Below are 19,278 nucleotides of genomic sequence, written 5' to 3'. Positions count from 1 at the left end.
TACGGATCATCCTGGAATATCTCTGACAAGCTAATCTCGCTGATAAGGGTTATGTTGCGTGGAATCAGAATAGCCCTTCTGAGTTCCACGGGTTTTAATGTTAAACAGTTTGTCATAATAGTATTCTTTCATGGATATGCTCCTTAAACGGTCATACATCTTTTCCCTATTATACACGATCGACCTTTCCTTCATCATTGAAGATTCGGCAAATGCAGCCGGAGTCAGTTTTTTCTACATAACAAAAGAGGCCAACCGCTTCATGGTCAGCCTCCTTCATTCACTTTTTACTTACTCATATTCTTTTTCAAATGTCTTTGTGCTTCTTACCGTATCGATTGGGCGGACAAATTGTTCAATTTGCTCACGCTTCGGTTCCAGCATTGGTGGCAGTGCCAGATTCTCACCCAGAGTTTCATACGGTTCATCACCCATAAATCCTGGGCCATCTGTTGCAAATTCAAATAAAATTTGCGGTGCGACCGGTACATACAGCGATTCAAAATAGAAGCGGTTCACATAGCCGGAAGTGCGGAATCCGAAATCGTCCATCCGCTTAATCCACTCTTCCAGAACAGAGCGGTCTTCAACACGGAAAGCTGAATGGTGAACAGTACCATAACCCTGCTGTGCGTTAGGCATGATAGTATTAAATTCAACAATAACCCGTGCGCCATTACCGCCTTTGCCGACTTCAAACAGATGGCGGTCACCTTCCTGATCGATCTCTTTGAACTGCAGAACTTTTTCCATCACTTCTTTAAAATAATCGAAGTTTGCAATCCTTACATGAATCGGGCCGAGTCCGGTAATCGCATACTCAAGCGGAATCGGCCCGTCCTGCCAAGGGGTTCCCGCTTCCACCCCTTCATTATTTTCATCCGAAACCAATTGATATTTCTGGTCATCGAAATCGGAAAATGACAGTGTTTTAACACCGAATTCTTCCTTGATCCCGTCATGCTGGACTTCCAATCGGTCAAACCGTTTGACCCAATATTCAAGCGCCGCATCACTTGGTACACGGAATGCTGTTTTGGCAATCTCATTCGTTCCATGCTTTCCTTGAGGGATTCCCGGAAAATCAAAAAACGTCATGTCTGTGCCCGGGTTGCCCTTGTCATCGGCAAAGAACAAATGATATGTCCGGATATCATCCTGGTTGACTGTCTTTTTTACTAGTCGCATGCCCAGTGTATACGTAAAAAATTCATAATTCTTTTCAGCACTGCTTGTGATGGCAGTGACATGGTGCATCCCTTTTATGTCATTCATGCAAATTCCTCCAAGTTTTAATATCTATTTAGTTTGAATTTATTTATCTTTAATTCAAACTAAATATAATACACTTATCCTGTTTATGTCAATTTTTATGTTTTTAAGTTTCCGTCCAATCAAAAAACAAGCACAGCTCCACAGCTGTGCTTGTACACTTAATTTCTAAAACCCGATGACACCCTGGAAAACAAGGCCATCTTCATAACTGATCACTTTGACCATATTTTTATCTTTTACAAAAACACTTTTATATTTCGGATGTCCTTGTGCATCTTTCAAAATGATAATTCGTATGTTCTGATTATTTTCCACAACCTGCATTTGATAATCGTCTGCATCCACCTGCTCATCGAGTATGTCACTTTCAGGATACATTCCGTATGCGACATTTTCGGATTCTTCGTTCACATGTTTCTTCTCTGCCTCAACCGCTTTTACTTTTTCCCCCGAATTAGAGGCTTCTGCTTTTCCAGTAACTTGTGCAGAATCTGTACACGCTGCTGAAGCAAACAACATCGCTCCGGCCGCAGTACTCAAAAATAATGTTCTCATTTCCAGTCCCCTTTCCTTTTTCGGGTTATCACCATCATAGTGAAGCTTTTTGATAAAAGGATTGGAGAAGCATTAGAAATCACTGAGAATTTAATGGAAAATTTGCGGCAGTGTTGTAATCATTCTGTAAGAGATTGTCCCAGCTTCTACCTTTTTTATTTGCAAGCTCATCACGATCCAGTGCCCATGGCGGTTCTTCCATCCAGCCATGTTTGATCATGATATTGGTACCATCCTCTGCGTATGTATGTTTTGCAGAAAAACTCTGCCCATAAAAAAGACGATCCGCTAGGGACCGACACGTAGAAAAACCTTTATTTACTTGATGGTCAGCACGGGGCATTTGGCTCCCTGGACAATTTGATAACTGACACTCTTTCTCAGCCATTTCTTCACAGCGCCAAACCCGCGATTGCCGGCAATAATCAAATCAATGTCATGTTCATCCGCATATTCACAAACTTTAGCCCCTGCATTCTGGGTGCTATCTGCAATGACGATATCTGTATAAATTGGTATCGACTCTGTATCGAACTCCCGATTAATCCGTTCCATATCGGGGCGAATCTCATCAGCCATTTCATACTGAATGCCTTTTGCAATCGTTACATTTGTGTTCGGCCCTGTCTGTGTCACAATTGACACGACGTGTACTTCTGTTTCCGGAACCCCTGCAGCCTGCAATTTAGCTTCCTGAAGCGCTTTTTCACTCAATTTCGAGCCATCATAAGCCACTAAAATATTTCGTTTCACCGTAAGCACTCCCTTATGAGGATTAGAAAACAATAAAATTTTTCTTGCTTTCATTATAGCATGGTGCACAGAAAATCAGAATATGCTTGCAATTACTTTTTGAAGATTAAAAATGACAAAATATGAGCTTAACCGACACCAATTTTCATGCTATGATGTTAATATCAGTTTTCTATTTTCTGCAATTACATAGGGAGGTTCAGGAATGTTTACGAAAGGCGGCTCTTAATCACCACTGGCGTCCCATTCTTTATCGGGCTGATTTTTGCCATAACCGGCAGCCCTGATATGCTGCCGCGCGATACACATATTATATTAATTGCACTAAGTGTAATCTGTTTTCTGTTCTCAAACCTTGCCCCGCGGAAATGACCATTTGATGCTCGCTTTTCCATAAAAATCATCATTCCAGCACTGTTTATTCCTCTTTGCAGGAGGGAATTGATTACAACTATATTTTTATCTAAATCAGGAAAGGAGACAATACATGACACCCAATCAAATAGGATTCGCATTATTATATCTTGGTTTATTTCTATTAATTGGCAAATGGATCAGAGTGCGTGTGAAGTGGATGCAGAATTTATTCCTGCCCTCGTCTGTTATCGGCGGGTTTCTAGCTCTGATTTTGGGTCCGCAAGTACTCGGAAAAATATTGACACCAATCGCGGGTGAAAATTCATTCTGGGCCACAGGGCTTCTGACTCCTGAGGTCATGGATGTATGGAGCCCATTGGCAGGGTTAATGATAAATGTTGTCTTTGCCACATTATTTTTAGGCACCGTGCTTCCAAACTTGAAAAAAGTCTGGCATATCGGGGGGCCGCAGCTCGCATTCGGCTGGACACTCGGCTGGGGGCAATACGTTTTTGGTTTGCTGCTGGCTATATTGATATTAGTCCCGTTCTATGACATGCCGCCGTTTATAGGCACTCTTATTGAAATGGGTTTTGAAGGCGGGCACGGAACTGCAGCAGGTCTACAGGGAACATTTGAAGAACTTGGATTTGCCGAAGCATATGATCTGACTATTGGCCTTGCCACCGTTGGTATTTTATCAGGCGTGATCATAGGGATTGCCGCCATCAACTGGGCAGTGCGAAAAAATAAGGCAAAAGTTATCGGTGACATCAAAGAATCATCTGAGTTAAAAAAAGCAGGTATTATGGAATTCGAAAACCGGGAAGCAGCAGCAAAAATGACTGTCCGTCCAGAATCAATCGAACCACTCTCCCTGCATTTTGCAATGATTGGGGTTGCCATCCTGGTTGGCTATGGCATCCTGCAGGGCATCACATGGCTTGAAAGAACAATAATCGGATCCGAATTCATGACATATGTACCGCTCTTTCCGCTGGCAATGATCGGCGGTATCATCGTGCAGCTGATTGCGACTAAATTTGATAAAACCGAAATTCTGGACCGGCAAATGGTCATGCGGATACAGGGCTTTGCGCTCGATGTTCTGATACTGGCCGCAATCGCAACAGTCTCACTTGATGTCATCGGGCAATATCTTGTTCCGTTCTTATTGCTTTCACTTGTTGGTATTGCATGGAATGTGTTCGGTCTGTTTTTCCTTGGACCAAGGATGATTCCAACATATTGGTTTGAAAGAAGTATTGGTGATTTTGGCCAGTCCATGGGTATTACAGCAACGGGACTGTTGTTAATGCGTGTGGCCGATCCGGACATGAAATCACCGGCATATGAGGGTTTCGGATATAAACAGCTTGTCTTTGAACCGTTTCTCGGCGGAGGACTTGTTACAGCACTATCTGCACCACTCGTCTTTCAATTCGGCCCGATACCATTCCTCATTTTTGCAGCTGTCATGCTTGCAATCGGTTTAGTAGTCGGCCTGGTTTATTTCGGGCGAATGAAGAGCTAATCATTAAAAGAGCATGGCTGCCTTAAAATCGGCAGTCATGCTCTTTTTTATGCTATCACTTAAGATTTACTCTTCTGTTGCTTATACTTTTTCTTAACGTTATGAACCCAAGCTCTGTCATTATCCATCATTTTCTTAGCCGCATAGATCGTCAGGAACTGGATGGCGATAATCGGTATGCCCATCAGACCTGAAAGAACTTCCAGCGGTGCCAGACCGCCGATCCGCATCAAAAGCAATGCCAGAACTGTAATGATGGCCGCCACGATAATTCTCAGCGCTCTTGATGGTTCGGCCTGACTCATGTTCTCAGTGCCTGTATATGATGCAATCGTATACGTTGTCGAATCCAATGTTGTCGTCAAAAAGATAGTTGCAATGATGATAAAAATAACGAGAACAACCGATCCCAGAGGCAAGTTCGACAAAATTGCCGGTATAGCTGCCATTGCATCTTCCTGCACAATATCCAGTACAGGAGTCTGTCCGGTAAGATACTGATGTGCACCAAGACCGCCCAGGACACCCGTCGCGACCCAGGAAAGAAGTGTTGGTGCGAACAAGTAAGTCAGGATCATCTCTTTGATGGTGCGTCCTCTGGATATCTTGGCAGCAAACACACTGTGCAGCATTGCCCATGTGGCACTGTATGCAAACCAGAACACCGTGTTGCTAACAATGTATGTGGATCCATTCATATTGGTTGAATCCGTATAAAGTGATATATCAACATAGTTTGCCAGTAAATGACCGACACTGTCAGTGAAAAAGTTCAGGATAAAAACACCTGGGCCAATGATCATGACAAATAAAGCAAACGCAGCAGCAAGATACATATTTAGAGTACTTAAACGTTTAATCCCCTTTTCAATGCCCAAATAGGCACTTATGGAGAATAAAAATACCCAGATAATTGTCACAATCAGGGTTAAGGTAAACGACTGTCCAATATTTAGCAGTTCAGCCAGATTATAAGTGACAATCGGAGCACCCAGGCCTAACGTAACGGCTGCACCTGAAAGAATACTGATAAGAAAGATAATGTCCAGTATTTTGCCGCCAATGCCATTGACAAATTTATCGCCAAAAACATCGCGACACGCTTCCGATATCCGCATAAACGGTTTTTTACGGACATGCAAAATATAGCCCATGGCAGGTGCCGCCATGACAAAGATGGCAAACACTTGAACGCTCCACATAAACATACTGTAGGCATTCCCCCACAGTAATGCTTCCGGTGACCCGGATTCAGCACCGAACGGCGGATTGACCGCCACGTTTGCCCACTCAGTCATACCAGTACGCATGATAGTCGAGCCAAGCCCCATGGCAATCAAAATTGACGCATATTCAAACAAATTGAAACGCGGTTTTTCATTCGGATCACCCAGGACAACATTACCGTATTTAGAAAATGACAGGTATAACCCGGCTATAACCAGAATGATTGCATACCATATATAGCCCCAGGTAAACACGCTCACAATCTGATCAAAAATGCTGTTTAAGAGTTCCAACGATTCTTTCTCATACATCGCAAAAGGAACACAAATAAGAATCATAATGATTAAGGACGGAGCAAAAATTCTATGGTCAATAAGCCTGGTGCTCAGCCCCTTACCACCATTTCCTTTCATCCAGATACCTCCAATCGAAAATCAGGGATAATAACCGTTCCTTATCCCATTAAATACAATTAAAAAATAAATATATTGTACCTATTACCACGTGATTATAATTATAAACTTAGATGGGTGGCGAAAAATTATACAGACAGGATTCATGCCAGAATTGCTAGGATTTCACATTTTATTTTTTCATATCATTCTCTGTCACTCAATCAGAAAACGAGCCAGAGTCTGCCCCCTGGCCCTTCTACTTTCGGAATGTTGTGAGCTTCAAAACGGCCTTCATAAACTCATCGAATGATGAAAAGTATTTTTTGCGCTGATTGTACCACTTTCGAACCGTTTCAAGCAGCCAAAACGGAATAGATCTTTCATCAATCAAATGATAATATGCTTCATAAGCACTTTTTAAATGCTCCCATCGGTAGTCATTCCCCGACAATATATATTCAGACACATCAATTATTTTTGCTCTGCCATTTTGCAGCAAAATATTTTTTAAATGCATATCACGTGGGTTCAACCCTTTTTCGCGCACGTACGCTCTCGCAGCCTCCACGTCCCATACAATCTGTTCAGGGATATGAATGCCTTGCAGGAGACAGTCCTGGAGTGTTATCCCACCCTCATAACTTAAAACAAGATACTGTTCCTCAGCAGCAAAACATGCCGGGAAATAAGCGGACTCCCCCAGTCGATTATAAATGTTTTGCTCAGTTTTTATCTTATCTGTCTTGCCCACGGCATAAATCTTAAATGCATATGAAGGGGCGAACCGGTATTGAAAAACAGCCGCATCCGTCCCTACTCCAACACACTTCAGATCATCCGAGTGGCCAGATATCGTTACAGGTTCATTGTTCGGATTTGAATAAACGGTTATTTGGGAAAGCGCGTCATGTGCTTTGGCCCATTCATTTTTCATTTCAACTCTCCAATCAGTACGGGATAAATAATTCCTATAGACATTATACTACACCTAACGATTCTAATGCCTATTTAGGGAATTACTCCCGTCAGACCGGTCAATTGGACTTACTTTTTCTGATTCGATACGATCGTAGCTACTAATGACCCAAACGTAAGCATCAGAATCAGTGATTCAAACACTGTCATATAGCATCACCTTCCCTTTTAAATCAGGAAACGCTGCAGATTTCTGTTGCCAGGTCCACGCCGTATTCAATCTCTGAGACGAAGCCATAATGTTTTTGATAAATGGTTATTCATTTTATTATGTTTAAGAATATGTAAGACACGGCTTGTCCTATGACCCATTCAGAAAGGAAAAGAAGATCAAGCAGAAACTTAATCTTCTTCAAGGTACAGGCACTCATGTAATGGCGGACAGCCGAGTACTATCCAAATTTTGATGAACAATTCTAACCTGGGCTGTGAGGCGTTGTTGAATATTTTACTGATATTGGGCGACTTCATGTTCAATTGATCAGCAATATCCTTGATGTATATACCCTTTTGCTTTGCAATGTCTTTAAAACGATTCTTAACGACCGGCTGATGATCATTTTCGATAAAAGGATTGATTTGATTAAAATGACTGATCTGCTCCATTTTATCGATGATGGAGCCAACTACAAAATCTTCAATCCGGTAATTGTCATCCCGGTTTGTATCCCGATGACGGTTAATTAAATTTTCAAGTTCAGTCAGTTCTTTCAGTTGATAATACGTGTCGTCTTTGATCTGAATGGTTATTTCCTTCATGTATAAATCACCTCAGGATTGGACAAGACTAATGTCAAACAAATAAAGGATGATGAAAATGATAAACCTTTACATGTTGAACCGGAATGACAAAGAGGAAGATGTCATTGAAACGCTGCACGAGACATTCGATAAAGGCAGGAATGGATAAACAGCTGGCTGTAATATTCGGCATGATAAAATATACCTGTTAATGATATATTCACTTGCTTTAAGGAAAATACATTTAATTATAATCCTTCTTGTTGGGAGCCGCTTTTTAAGCATCTTAGGAAAACCGGGCCAATTTCAGCCCGGTTTTTTCTATCATTAGTGCTTATACAGCGCCGTATCGTCCTTTTTGCTGGCCCGGTGACTCAAGGTCGTGCGGCGTTCTGAAATTCGCGCGACTCTTTCTGGATTTCGCGCGAGAGTAACCCGAAATCGCGCGAGTCTTCCTGAAATTCGCGCGAGGGCGGCTCGAAATCGCGTGACTCTGCCCGAATTTCGCGCGAGAGAACCCGGCTGTCTTGCGCACTGGATGTCCCATTGCCTGCCCCTCAAGTAATTGCTAAAATGAATCCTAGAGGAGTGACGATACATGAAAGTCTCCGAGCAGCACCGGTCTGTTGTTTTCATTACAGGGGCCTCAGGAGGATTCGGCCTGCTAACAAGCCTGGCATTTGCTGAATCAGGCTATTTCGTTCTGGCATCAATGCGAGATTTAGCAAAAAAAGAAACATTGCTGGAAAAAGCACGCAAGCAGGGTGTTGAAGCCAACATCGAATGCGTCTGCTTAGACGTCACCAAGCAGGATGATATTGATTCAGAAATACCAGATATCATCGAACATTTCGGGAATATTGATGTATTAGTCAACAATGCGGGCTATGCGGCTGGCGGCTTTACGGAGGAACTGCCACTTGAGGAGTGGCGGCAGCAGTTTGAAACAAATTTCTTTGGCTTGATTGCTGTCACCAAAGCTGTTCTTCCTTATATGAGAAAACACCAGCGCGGAACAATCATTAATTTGTCCAGCATTAGCGGCAAAATGGCACTCCCCGGTCTCGCTCCATATTCTGCTTCCAAATATGCTCTTGAAGGATTCAGTGAAGCGCTCAGGCTCGAAATGCTGCCTTATGGAGTTCATGTTGTATTAGTTGAGCCGGGTTCCTACCAGACGGATATTTGGTCAAAGGGAATGGACCATTTCAATTCTTACCCTGAGTCTCCATATAGAGACAAAAACGAATCATTGTTGAAAATCGTCAATCATATCGCTAAAACAGCCGACAATCCCGAAGAAGTGGCACGGCTGATTGTCAAGGTGGCTCAAGAAGAAAACCCTGATCTCCGTTACCCCATTGGCAAAAATGTCAGAACCATGACACGGCTGAAAAAGCTGCTGCCATGGAGATGGATCGAGCGTGTGATTTTGAAGAAAATCAGCCCTCGTAAATAGAGAGTAACTTTAGTGCAAAAGGTGTTACAATATGTTTGTTGGAAGTTTCGTCATACTCTACAAACAACAACGAAAAGATTTAGAAATAACATCTACAGAAATAATTAACCCTTAGCGTTATGTTTTGTTTGCGTGCAGCCCAATTTCATTTTATATGAAATTGGTTTATTTATGAGGAATATGAACATATTTTAAGAACAAGCATTCTAAACACTGATAAGGCATCACTAACGTCCATATTCACGCAAATCTAGGACAAAACGGAATTTGGCTTTTCCATACTCTTTTTTTATAATGTTATTCATTGACTTTAAAAAAGGAGTTGTTGACTCGTATATGTGGAAAACATACCGTTTTTTAGGCATGGTTGTTATTTTCCTGGTGTGCATGGTGTTAGCAGCATGCGGCAATGCCAATCAAGAAAACGAAAGTAATAATGCTGCTGATTCTAATGCCAACGAAATCGGAGAAAAAAGCATTACATTAGGAACCGATAGTTATGTGTCCAACACATCAAATACCTATGTAGCCAAACTAATGCTGGGAGAAATTGGGTATGACGTCGAAATAAATCAAACAGACGTCGGTGTTGAATATACTGGCCTGAGTGATGGATCAACAGATGCGATTGTTGGTGCGTGGCTCCCAACAACACATGGAAGTTACTGGGAGGAATATAAAGGTAGCCTTGAAAAAATAAACACCGTTACCGAAAAAGTGGAACTCGGTTTAGCCGTTCCAGCATATATGGAGGACATTAATTCGATTGAGGACTTGGCAAATAATACGAATAATATTGGAGAAAAGCTGGGATGGACAATCACTGGCATCAGTCCCGGAGCAGGTGAAATGAAACTTATGGAAAGTGAAGTCATGCCCGGATACGGTTTGAATGAAAATTGGGAACTGCTTGAAAGCTCCGGTGCAGCTATGTCCGCAGCTTTATCAGATGCAATCGATCAAAATGAACCGATTGTTGTCACGTTGTGGACACCGCACTGGACATTCAATGAATTTGACTTAAAAATCCTGGACGACCCGAAAGGAACATTTGGCGAACCGGATGACGTATTCTCCGTCGCCGGAAAAGATTTTAAAGAACAATCACCAGCAGCATATAAGTTCCTTGAACAATTTTCAATTACGAAAGAAAGTACCCAAGAGATGATGGTTGATATTAAAAATGGCATGGATGAGGAAGCTGCCGCGCAGAAATTTATTGATAACCATCCCGATCTAAAAGAGGAATGGCTGAAGGGTTTTGAATAATACCTCCATAGCAGCCAACTTTCCTGGCGAACAGGAGGGTTGGTTGTTTTCATTGTTTTGGTGAAATTGCAGTCATAGCTTGTCCTGTGACACTGTATTATGCAATGATAGGAAAAACTTGGCTTTATGGACTAAAACACCTCTTAGACATTGCTATGGGAAAAAACGCTAAATAAAAAACTGGCGCATAACACCTTAAATTGGATGTTATGCACCATGTTTCATCTATTATTCTGCTTTACCGATTAGCTTTTCGTTTTAAACCACCGTTTGTTACAGAGGCAAGCTGCTGCTTTAATATATTTACTTCCTGTTTCAGGTGACCGATTTCATCTGTCTGTTTCTTTATATCCCTGATTAACTTGTTTTGATTTTTTTGCTTTTCTTTTATGATTTCAACAAGTTGCTGCTGATTCTCAACATTGCTGACGACTTTTCCAATTGTCTGCATCATCGTCACCACATTTTCTTTATAGCTCTCACTGTGAGACTGTCGAGAAACACGTTGCATATTCTCCAATCTTACGGGAAAGGTACTCGTTGCTAACATTTCCCTGATTTGCTGTCTATCATAATCTTGATCACTGCATTCCTTAATGAACTTCAACACATCAATTCCATCCGGTCGGTAATACGTGACATTATTCAGTTTTGTTTTCGAGATATAAACATTAAAATCTTCAATCCATTGTTCCAGCGTGTTTTTCTGAACCCCAATAATGTGGCTCAAACTATCTTTGCTTAAAAATTCCAATGTTTCATCGTCTCCCTTTTACCATTTATCCTTTTCATACTCATGGTAAAAAATGAATTTGGAACAAATATGTAATAAATGTAGAAAAAATGAGTGATGAATTACTGTTTTGCCTTCACTATTTCTTTCACCCTGCCTACAATGCCATCTTCCAACATGACCTTGATGCCATGAGGATGTGCAGCAGAATTCGTCAGTACTTTTGACACGATACCTTCCGTCAATTTTCCGGAGCGCTGATCCTTTTTCTGTACAACACGCACTTTTTGTCCAAACTTTATATCTTCTCTTCTGATTCTGGTCATATTGAATTTAACTCCTTTGTTAGCTTGGGTGTGTCAATAATTTTGTGTAAATGACGCTATCCTTGTTGAAAGAAACTTAGCCGCTATTTTTTCTGGGTAAAGCATCATGATTAAGATGTTGCGTCCAGTCGATCAGGTTCTGAATAATTTAAACCCTCACTGTAAGGAAAAACCACTGGACTTAACTCCTAGATTTTTTCATCTTGATCACGCTCAGTTTTCTCCATATACTCTTTCATTCTTTTCTTATTGGGTGTAAGTGTCAAACCTAAATACTTTCTTTCATTATTTGCGTCTTTGTAGAACGACACCGTCATCAATATGACGACTATACTAAATGGCAGTGCTGATATAATCGCTGCAGATTGCAATGCATTTAACCCGGTTTCTCCGCCCGATAAAAGCAACACATATGCAATTGCTGATAATGCCAGTCCCCATACGACTTTCACAAAACCTGCCGGGCGCAATGTTCCAAAAGCAGTTTGCATTCCTAACACAAATGTTGCAGAATCGGCTGAAGTAATGAAAAAAGACGAAATGAGCATCAACGCAATAATAGATAAGACAGCACCCATTGGCAGTTCATTGAATATACCAAACAACTGGGTTTCAGACGACATTTCAAAAATTTGCGGTACATTTTGTCCCACTTCCACACCTGTCAGACCAAAAGCACTGAACCAAAGGATACTGACGATGGTTGGCACAAGTAATACCGCAATGACAAATTCTCGGATTGACCGGCCTCTTGAAATTCTGGCGATAAATATACCTACAAATGGACTCCAACTCATCCACCAGCCCCAATAATATATCGTCCAGGATTGCATCCATTCATGTTTTTGTTGGTTTAATGGAGCTACATCCAAGCTATTGTATAGCAATGAATTTAAGTAATCGCCAGTGCTGCTCGTCATCATATTGAGAATGAATAAAGTTGGGCCCAGAATTAAGATTGCAATGAACAATAAGCCCGCTAATGCCATATTTAAATTACTCAAATACTGAATTCCTTTGCTTAATCCACTCCAGGCGCTATATAGGAACAATACGGTAACGATAGCGATAATAATCCCTTGGACCAGCTTGTTGTTGGGGATGTCAAAGAGATAGTTTAACCCGCCATTGATCTGCATTGCTCCAACACCTAAAGACACTGCAACACCGATAATTGTTGCAAATACTGATAAAACATCAACGACATTACCGACAGGGCCATCTACCTTGTCTCCTAAAATGGGACGCAATGTTTTTGATATCAAACCAACTTCATTTTTTCTAAACTGTGAATAGGCTAACGCCATTGCCACAATACCGTAGACAGCCCATGGATGAAACCCATAATGCAGGAATGTTGATCGCATTGCTTCAGCCAGAGCAGCTTTCGTTTCAGGATCGGCAGTAGGAGGAGCTAAATAATGTGATATTGGTTCAGACGAGCCATAAAACACTAAACCAATCCCCATACCAGCACTAAACAGCATTGCTAACCATGATATCGTTTTAAATTCAGGTTTTTCAGTTGGTTTTCCCAGTTTGAGTTTACCTATTGGACTAACCCCTAGAAATATACAGAAAAATAAAATCAAAGTAAATATCGTCATATAATACCAGCCGAAAGCTTCCGTAATCCATGCACCAATAGCACTTGAAGTCTTGCCAAATTGATCAGGAAACACAGATCCAAGAAGTACTAGTATTCCGACTATTAATGACGCGTAAGTGAATACACTGGAGAATTTCTTGTTCGTCTGATGCATGATAAAGTTTCATCCTCTTTTGTGTTATTTTTAAAAGACGTTGTTATTTTATCACAATAATACATCAATAAAAAATTAACCTTAGCTTTGATTACTCACTTAGTCAGTTCTGTGGCAACTTAACTTTTTGACAACGCACATTAACAACATGCTGCGGTCACTCAACATGAATCTCCTCCCCGTTTTCTGCCCCGTTATTTTTATATGGGTCATTTATATTATCCTAGACAAATTATTTCGGAATCGTACAATTTTCGAACCATGTTTTTAGATACATCACTCTTTTGGACTAGAATGAAAACGCTACATTTGCTCTATTGTCTATATCACACTAAATAGTAAAATAATTCTTAACACTATTATGGGGAGGAATTTTTGTGCAGAGGAACTTCTTGTATCTAGTAGTAACTATTCTATTCCTGGCCTTCACCTCTACTTCAGTCCTGGCTAAACCTGTTCAAGTACAGGACGCCGAATCTATTCACTTCAATTCGACCGTTGTCGACGGCCACAATGACACGATGATGAAGGTGATTGATGAAGAAACATGGCTTCCTGAAACCGACATCGGTGAAGAGACTTCGTTTCAGCTTGATATTCCCAAACTCCAGGAAGGCGGTATCGACGCGCCTTTCTTTGCAGCCTATACGTCGGGGTATTACGACAATAACCCGCGCAGTATAAGCAGAACACTAGCTTTGATTAATGCTCTCTACTGGACGGAAGACCAAAATCCGGACGAGTTCAAGATCTCTTCCACGACCAAAGAAATCAGACAGACTGTGAAAAATAATAAAATTGCAGCTATCCCGACTATTGAAGGTGCCTATTCTTTGCAGGAGCATAATGCAAAGGGCCTCCTCCACCAATACCATGACCTTGGTGTTAAAGTTCTTGGCTTTAACTGGAATTATTCGAATGCCCTGGGTGAAGGTGCTGATCGCGTATATGGCGATCCGGAAAGAACGCCTTCTGAAGGTGGTCTGACAGAATTAGGTGCTGAGGTCGCGCGGGAAATGAATGATATTGGTATGGCGATTGATGTCTCGCATATGTCCCGAAATACATTCTGGGAAGTCATGAATATCACTGAAGCTCCCGTCATAGCCTCGCATTCGGGTGTGAGTGGTATGAAAGAACACCAGCGAAATTTGACGGATGAACAGCTGCTGGCACTTGAAGAAAATGGCGGGCTGATCAATATCGTTTTCTATCCTGCATTTTTGACAGACGACGAGAAAGGTTATGTTGAAGATGTTATTGATCATATTGAATATGCCGTTGATCTGATCGGTATTGATCATGTCGGGTTGGGCTCTGATTTTGACGGTGCTTCCATGCCTGAAGACCTGCCAAATGCATCAGAAATGCCGAATATTACCAAGGAATTAGCAAGCAGAGGCTATTCGAAGCAGGAAATTGAAAAACTACTTGGAGGAAATGCGCTGCGTGTTCTTGAAGAAGTCGCAAAAGCTGCAGAAAACGACTCTTCCAAGCGTGGCGTAAGCCCTGTTGTAGAGCCGGATTATGAAATGGGTGAAATCATTGACAGCAGAACACCACTTCTTGAGGCGGACATCGAAACAAAAAGAGGCCCTGCTGTTGATGAAGACAGTTTCAAGATTATTGTAAATGGTGTCACCTACGAACCTGAGTATGATGAAGAAACATCAACATTGTCATTACAGCTTAACGAGGAACTGCAGGAACGTTTCCATGTGGTTACTTTTGAAGTAGCAAATAAAGCGGGAAAAATCACTAGGGAGACACGGATATTTTATATTGGTGATTCGTAAAAGTTTAAAACGAAAAAAGAGCAGGATTGAGCCGAAAATCCTGCTCTTTTTTTGCCTTAACATAGTAATTCTAATGAACAAACAAACTTTTTAGACCTTTAGGCATATGATGATATGTAATCGTTAATAAAAGAAAGGGTGCTTAAGTCATGTTCTTCCGCCCATATAAACCTCCCGCATATCATCAAAATCAATATCATCCGAATGATTTCTATAGCCATTTTCCGCCTGCACGCCAATATCCCCCGGTAGATACAGAAATACTTTCTCAATCACTTCATGAATTTCAGATTTTAATCCAGCAAGGGGGAGTGTTGTTAAATAAATTGGATGACACCGAATTTTCCCGAAAGCTCATGCAGGCTGCACAGCAAGGAAACCAGTCTGAGGTAGATCGTTTAGTTCATTCAATCAATGGGTTATACGTATCGACTCAAACAACCTATACACCAACAGGCGTTATTTTTGACCTTGAATCACCTGCTGCAAATCAAGGCGCTAATTGCTGTAACTTAACGATGACACTTAAATGGGGAATGTGATGTTGTAAGAGCAGGATGAGGTCCTGCTCTTTGAACCAGGGCTGAAAAATAAGTTAGAAAACTTGGCTTATCGCCTAGCATTAATGGCGAAAGCCTTAGTTGCACTTATGCAGTAAGAAAGAATTTATACTTTCTTAACTGCCTAGGAAAGCTTGACAATCGTCCTGCCGCGCACTTTGCTATCCAGGATATCTTTTAGGACATCCGGCAGCTCTTCCAATGAAATCTCATTAACCAGCTCTTCATGCATGTCCGGTTTAAAATCGGCCGTTAGACGTTCCCAGACTTTCAATCTTTTTTCCATCGGACATTTAACTGAGTCGATACCAAGCCAGTTAATCCCTCTTGAAATGAAAGGAAGTACGGATGTTGCAACCTCTGTACCACCTGTGAGGCCGCTCGTTGCAACAGATCCATCATACTTTAACGTACTCAAAATATATTGGAGTGTCATCCCGCCTACGGGATCAACAGCACCGGCCCACATTTTACGGCGAACTGGTTTGTGTTCAGTATCCTCGACCTCACCGCGGTCAATGACATCTTTTGCCCCTAGCCGTTTTAAATAGTCCATTTCACTGGATTTGCCTGTACTGGCTGTAACATCGTAGCCTCGCTTGGCCAACATATTGACGGCAAGACTGCCCACACCGCCTGTAGCACCTGCCACCAGGACAGGACCTTTGTCTGGTTCTAAACCGTTATCTTCAAGCCTTTTCACGGATAATCCTGCGGTGAAGCCTGCTGTCCCGAGAATCATCGCTTCTTTTAGAGATAAGCCTTCCGGAAGAGGAACCGCCCAATCTGCAGGTACGCGCGCCACTTCGCTAAATCCCCCGGAATGGCCGGTGCCTAATTGGTAGCTTGTCACAATGATCTCATCACCCGCTTCAAACCGATCGTCCTGTGAATCAATAACTGTGCCGGCTAAATCGATGCCCGGTATTAAAGGAAAAGATTCGACAAGCTGGTGATTAATAGCCACCATACCATCCTTGAAATTCACACTGGAATAAGCAACACGAATCGTCAAGTCCCCTTCCGGCAAATCCTCCATGTGCAATTGTTTGATGTTTAAATCAGCTTCATCTTCCGTTTTTTCAAGTACCAACGCCTGAAATGTATCCATGAGTTATAGAAACTCCTTTCATGAAGTATTTATACAGATTATTACCTGGAATACTGTTCATAAAACCATCACTGCTATTTTATCAAAATGTTAGAGATTGTCAGTCTCATAGCGATATTACTGGCTTTTTAGCCGATGACTTTGATAGTCACAAACAATTCACATTTAGTTCACACAAAATCAATTGATATCCAAATGGACATTCTATACGATAAAGTTAAATGGGCAATTTAATATTATAATGGAATTTAGAGATTTTCCAATAAATGGAGGCATAAAATGAGAAAACGCGTTTGGATCGTTCTGATTGTTGGCGCCATGCTATTATTTATCAGTGCATGCGGCAGTAGTAACAATGAAGGAACTGCAGGGGAGAATTCCGGAAATGAAGAACCAGCCGTGCTTGAAGTTGAATTTGATTTGCCTGAAACAGCTAATGCCGGTGAAACAATTGAACCAAAGGCAACCGTTACATACGGTGATGAACTGGTCAGTGACGCCGATGAAGTCACATTTGAGTACTGGAAAAAAGGAAATGAAGACAACAGTACAAAGGTTGAAGCGGATAATAATGGTGATGGTACCTACACTGCGGAAATTTCATTTGATAACGATGGTGTATATGAACTGTATGCCCATACAACAGCCCGGGGTATGCACACAATGCCCAAAAAGTCTATAACCGTTGGTGACGGCGGCAACCAGGAAACGGAAAATGGTGATGAGAGCCAGGATGAAAGCAGTCATAAACATGGCAGCGCGGACGGCTTCAGCATGGATTTTGCTCAGCTCGATAATATGAAAACAGGTCAGGAAACCAATTTAACAGTTCAACTGCAGATGGACGAAAAGCCGCTTGAATCGGCCAATGTTCAATATGAAGTTAAGAGTGATTCAGGAAATACCGAATGGGTTGAGACAGAGGAAAGTGAAGCTGGTGAATACAATGCCTCTCACACCTTTGATGAAGCCGGAACATATACGATTACGGTTCATGTTAAAAATAAGGACGGATTGCATGAGCATGAAGAGCATGAAGTTGAGGTTAACTGAGTGTTCCAATTTGCCTGTTAGTGAAACTCCCAATTCAGTTTCGGCTGATGTCAGTCGAACATTTTACTGGCAAATTGGTTCGCGACTATCCCCTTTGGCTTTACCTCGCAAGCTTGAGGTCGATCGATTTTCGTATGGTTATCCGAATAAAAAACGCTTGGAGCTAAGCCTTCAAGCGTTTTTTATAGTAAGAAATGGACCTAGAACGTTATAAACTGTAAAACATAACCGCCTAAAACACCTATGATAACAATTAACCAGGCTGGAACTTTCCATATATTTACCAGTGCAAATAAGATGACACCCAGGGCAAAATCAGTCGTACTGGCAATCGAGCTACTAATCACCGGATCATAGAAGGCAGCCAGTAAAATTCCGACCACACTCGCATTCACACCCATTAATACACCTTGAAAAGAGGCCCTTTTACGCAGTTCGTTCAAAAACGGCAGCGCTGCAATAATGAACAGAAATGAAGGAAGGAAGATCCCGAGTGTAGCAACAACAGCTCCAATGATGCCTTCCATCATCGTGCCAAGGTAACTGGAGAATGTAAATAGCGGTCCCGGTACAGCTTGTGCCATACCATAACCGGCTAAAAATTCATTTGCTGACAATAAGCCTGTGGGGACGACTTCCCGCTCAATCATCGGCAATACAACATGGCCACCGCCAAATACCAGCGAACCAACCCTGAAAAAGATATCAAAAATGTTAAGCAGCGGATTATTGGAAGTGCTGTTTAACAGCGGCAATATAATAAGCATACTGATTAAAATGCCTAAAGACGTCAAACCAAGCTTTTTTGAAATATTGATTGAGAATGGCTGAACGTTTGACTCGGCTTTATCTTTAAAGAAAGTTAGACCCAATAGACCAGCCACTAAAATGATTAAAATCTGCATCCAGGCAGACGGATACAATAACATGACAGCAGCCGCTGCGACAGCTATCGCCAGCCGCGATTTATCGGGTGTCAGCTTTTTACCCAGACCTATCAGCGCATGCAGGACTACCGCTGCTGCAACGATTTTTAAGCTATGTATGAACCCTGCATCGGCCAGTGAAAATGCCTGATACATCATCGCGAATACAACGAGCACAATAACCGACGGAATGGTAAAACCGAACCACGAAATGAGTCCGCCGAGCAAACCGCCACGCATGATTCCGATTGATATGCCTACCTGACTGCTTGCCGGGCCGGGCAAGAATTGGCATAGCGCGATGATATCTGCATATGTCTTGTCGTCAAGCCATTTGCGGCGGTCAATGTATTCGTCTTTAAAATAAGCAAGATGCGCAACCGGCCCACCGAATGACGTCAGGCCCAATTTGGTTGATGTTAATAAAATTTCGATGAGCGTCCGGATTTTATTTTTTCCAGGCACAGCAT

At 41.9% G+C, this 19,278-nt stretch carries 20 protein-coding genes; 6 read left to right on the top strand and 14 right to left on the bottom strand.

The annotated features are described in order from the left end of the window. Positions 1-291: 291 nt before the first annotated feature. From ON01_RS04380 to ON01_RS04370, 4 genes are all read right to left on the bottom strand, one after another. Positions 292-1,275 carry a ring-cleaving dioxygenase gene (locus tag ON01_RS04380; RefSeq protein ID WP_010529785.1) on the bottom strand — a complete coding sequence of 328 codons (984 nt, stop codon included), beginning with the start codon at positions 1,273-1,275 and terminating at the stop codon, positions 292-294. Positions 1,276-1,440: 165 nt separating this feature from the next. Beyond that, complete coding sequence (locus ON01_RS04375) at positions 1,441-1,830, bottom strand: hypothetical protein (protein ID WP_010529784.1); 390 nt, start codon at positions 1,828-1,830, stop codon at positions 1,441-1,443. 79 nt (positions 1,831-1,909) lie between these two features. Next, entirely contained in the window at positions 1,910-2,173 is a 264-nt protein-coding gene (locus ON01_RS20035) for a DUF3231 family protein (protein WP_083838343.1), read from the bottom strand. Continuing rightward, entirely contained in the window at positions 2,149-2,583 is a 435-nt protein-coding gene (locus ON01_RS04370) for a universal stress protein (RefSeq protein WP_010529782.1), read from the bottom strand. Before ON01_RS04370 ends, ON01_RS20035 begins: the two co-directional genes overlap by 25 nt. Before the next feature lie 487 nt (positions 2,584-3,070). Between ON01_RS04370 and ON01_RS04360 the strand changes: the two genes are divergently transcribed. Then, on the top strand, positions 3,071-4,474 hold the full coding sequence (locus ON01_RS04360) for a sodium/glutamate symporter (protein WP_010529780.1): 1,404 nt from the start codon (positions 3,071-3,073) through the stop codon (positions 4,472-4,474). Between the two features lie 59 nt (positions 4,475-4,533). Here the strand turns inward: ON01_RS04360 and ON01_RS04355 are convergent, their stop codons facing one another. The 4 genes from ON01_RS04355 to ON01_RS04345 all read right to left on the bottom strand — a co-directional run bounded on the left by ON01_RS04355 (position 4,534) and on the right by ON01_RS04345 (position 7,830). Continuing rightward, a complete protein-coding gene (locus tag ON01_RS04355; protein ID WP_010529779.1) occupies positions 4,534-6,114 on the bottom strand; it encodes a BCCT family transporter in 1,581 nt (526 codons plus the stop codon). Between the two features lie 238 nt (positions 6,115-6,352). Beyond that, entirely contained in the window at positions 6,353-7,030 is a 678-nt protein-coding gene (locus ON01_RS04350; RefSeq protein WP_010529778.1) for a serine/threonine protein kinase, read from the bottom strand. Between the two features lie 110 nt (positions 7,031-7,140). Then, positions 7,141-7,221, bottom strand: coding sequence for a putative holin-like toxin (locus ON01_RS20180; RefSeq protein ID WP_425357498.1), 81 nt, complete (start codon positions 7,219-7,221; stop codon positions 7,141-7,143). Positions 7,222-7,413: 192 nt separating this feature from the next. After that, on the bottom strand, positions 7,414-7,830 hold the full coding sequence (locus tag ON01_RS04345) for a helix-turn-helix domain-containing protein (RefSeq protein ID WP_010529777.1): 417 nt from the start codon (positions 7,828-7,830) through the stop codon (positions 7,414-7,416). A 580-nt stretch (positions 7,831-8,410) separates the two neighbouring features. On the opposite strand from ON01_RS04345, the gene ON01_RS04340 reads away from it, so the two are divergent. After that, the gene (locus ON01_RS04340) at positions 8,411-9,271 is read left to right on the top strand and encodes an SDR family oxidoreductase (RefSeq protein WP_010529776.1); all 861 of its coding nucleotides are present in this window, start codon (positions 8,411-8,413) and stop codon (positions 9,269-9,271) included. Between the two features lie 336 nt (positions 9,272-9,607). Continuing rightward, positions 9,608-10,540, top strand: a complete 933-nt coding sequence (locus ON01_RS04335) for a glycine betaine ABC transporter substrate-binding protein (RefSeq protein ID WP_010529775.1) — start codon at positions 9,608-9,610, stop codon at positions 10,538-10,540. A gap of 238 nt (positions 10,541-10,778) precedes the next feature. Here ON01_RS04335 and ON01_RS04330 read toward each other — a convergent pair whose 3' ends face one another. The 3 genes from ON01_RS04330 to ON01_RS04320 all read right to left on the bottom strand — a co-directional run bounded on the left by ON01_RS04330 (position 10,779) and on the right by ON01_RS04320 (position 13,362). Then, entirely contained in the window at positions 10,779-11,294 is a 516-nt protein-coding gene (locus ON01_RS04330; protein WP_010529774.1) for a MerR family transcriptional regulator, read from the bottom strand. Between the two features lie 101 nt (positions 11,295-11,395). Next, entirely contained in the window at positions 11,396-11,599 is a 204-nt protein-coding gene (locus tag ON01_RS04325; RefSeq protein ID WP_010529773.1) for a YwbE family protein, read from the bottom strand. A gap of 188 nt (positions 11,600-11,787) precedes the next feature. Next, a complete protein-coding gene (locus tag ON01_RS04320; RefSeq protein ID WP_010529772.1) occupies positions 11,788-13,362 on the bottom strand; it encodes a BCCT family transporter in 1,575 nt (524 codons plus the stop codon). Between the two features lie 377 nt (positions 13,363-13,739). Here ON01_RS04320 and ON01_RS04315 point away from each other — a divergent pair, with 377 nt between their 5' ends. Further along, positions 13,740-15,158 carry a dipeptidase gene (locus ON01_RS04315; protein WP_010529771.1) on the top strand — a complete coding sequence of 473 codons (1,419 nt, stop codon included), beginning with the start codon at positions 13,740-13,742 and terminating at the stop codon, positions 15,156-15,158. 147 nt (positions 15,159-15,305) lie between these two features. Here ON01_RS04315 and ON01_RS20030 read toward each other — a convergent pair whose 3' ends face one another. Continuing rightward, the gene (locus ON01_RS20030) at positions 15,306-15,434 is read right to left on the bottom strand and encodes a hypothetical protein (protein ID WP_280990977.1); all 129 of its coding nucleotides are present in this window, start codon (positions 15,432-15,434) and stop codon (positions 15,306-15,308) included. Positions 15,435-15,472: 38 nt separating this feature from the next. Between ON01_RS20030 and ON01_RS04310 the strand changes: the two genes are divergently transcribed. Further along, the gene (locus ON01_RS04310; RefSeq protein WP_050901098.1) at positions 15,473-15,700 is read left to right on the top strand and encodes a YuzC family spore coat inner layer protein; all 228 of its coding nucleotides are present in this window, start codon (positions 15,473-15,475) and stop codon (positions 15,698-15,700) included. Positions 15,701-15,842: 142 nt separating this feature from the next. On the opposite strand, the gene ON01_RS04305 is transcribed toward ON01_RS04310, so the two are convergent. Further along, the gene (locus ON01_RS04305) at positions 15,843-16,829 is read right to left on the bottom strand and encodes an acrylyl-CoA reductase family protein (RefSeq protein ID WP_010529769.1); all 987 of its coding nucleotides are present in this window, start codon (positions 16,827-16,829) and stop codon (positions 15,843-15,845) included. 279 nt (positions 16,830-17,108) lie between these two features. On the opposite strand from ON01_RS04305, the gene ON01_RS04300 reads away from it, so the two are divergent. After that, entirely contained in the window at positions 17,109-17,882 is a 774-nt protein-coding gene (locus ON01_RS04300) for a FixH family protein (RefSeq protein WP_010529768.1), read from the top strand. A 200-nt stretch (positions 17,883-18,082) separates the two neighbouring features. Here ON01_RS04300 and chrA read toward each other — a convergent pair whose 3' ends face one another. After that, the gene (chrA, locus tag ON01_RS04295; RefSeq protein WP_010529767.1) at positions 18,083-19,273 is read right to left on the bottom strand and encodes a chromate efflux transporter; all 1,191 of its coding nucleotides are present in this window, start codon (positions 19,271-19,273) and stop codon (positions 18,083-18,085) included. Between the last annotated feature and the right edge of the window lie 5 nt (positions 19,274-19,278).

Source organism: Lentibacillus jeotgali (assembly GCF_000224785.1).
GTDB classification, from domain to species: domain Bacteria; phylum Bacillota; class Bacilli; order Bacillales; family Amphibacillaceae; genus Lentibacillus; species Lentibacillus jeotgali.
Note: the sequence above shows the minus strand (reverse complement) of the source record. Positions and strands in the feature narration are given on the sequence as shown.

Coding starts and splice junctions, on each gene's coding strand:
- ON01_RS20035 (WP_083838343.1), bottom strand. CDS start 2,173: ATGCCCCGTGCTGACCATCAAGTAAATAAAGGTTTTTCTACGTGTCGG.
- ON01_RS04345 (WP_010529777.1), bottom strand. CDS start 7,830: ATGAAGGAAATAACCATTCAGATCAAAGACGACACGTATTATCAACTG.
- ON01_RS04305 (WP_010529769.1), bottom strand. CDS start 16,829: ATGGATACATTTCAGGCGTTGGTACTTGAAAAAACGGAAGATGAAGCT.
- ON01_RS04380 (WP_010529785.1), bottom strand. CDS start 1,275: ATGAATGACATAAAAGGGATGCACCATGTCACTGCCATCACAAGCAGT.
- ON01_RS04350 (WP_010529778.1), bottom strand. CDS start 7,030: ATGAAAAATGAATGGGCCAAAGCACATGACGCGCTTTCCCAAATAACC.
- ON01_RS04355 (WP_010529779.1), bottom strand. CDS start 6,114: ATGAAAGGAAATGGTGGTAAGGGGCTGAGCACCAGGCTTATTGACCAT.
- ON01_RS04300 (WP_010529768.1), top strand. CDS start 17,109: ATGAGAAAACGCGTTTGGATCGTTCTGATTGTTGGCGCCATGCTATTA.
- ON01_RS04340 (WP_010529776.1), top strand. CDS start 8,411: ATGAAAGTCTCCGAGCAGCACCGGTCTGTTGTTTTCATTACAGGGGCC.
- ON01_RS04325 (WP_010529773.1), bottom strand. CDS start 11,599: ATGACCAGAATCAGAAGAGAAGATATAAAGTTTGGACAAAAAGTGCGT.
- ON01_RS04375 (WP_010529784.1), bottom strand. CDS start 1,830: ATGAGAACATTATTTTTGAGTACTGCGGCCGGAGCGATGTTGTTTGCT.
- ON01_RS04335 (WP_010529775.1), top strand. CDS start 9,608: ATGTGGAAAACATACCGTTTTTTAGGCATGGTTGTTATTTTCCTGGTG.
- ON01_RS04320 (WP_010529772.1), bottom strand. CDS start 13,362: ATGCATCAGACGAACAAGAAATTCTCCAGTGTATTCACTTACGCGTCA.
- ON01_RS20180 (WP_425357498.1), bottom strand. CDS start 7,221: ATGACAGTGTTTGAATCACTGATTCTGATGCTTACGTTTGGGTCATTA.
- ON01_RS04360 (WP_010529780.1), top strand. CDS start 3,071: ATGACACCCAATCAAATAGGATTCGCATTATTATATCTTGGTTTATTT.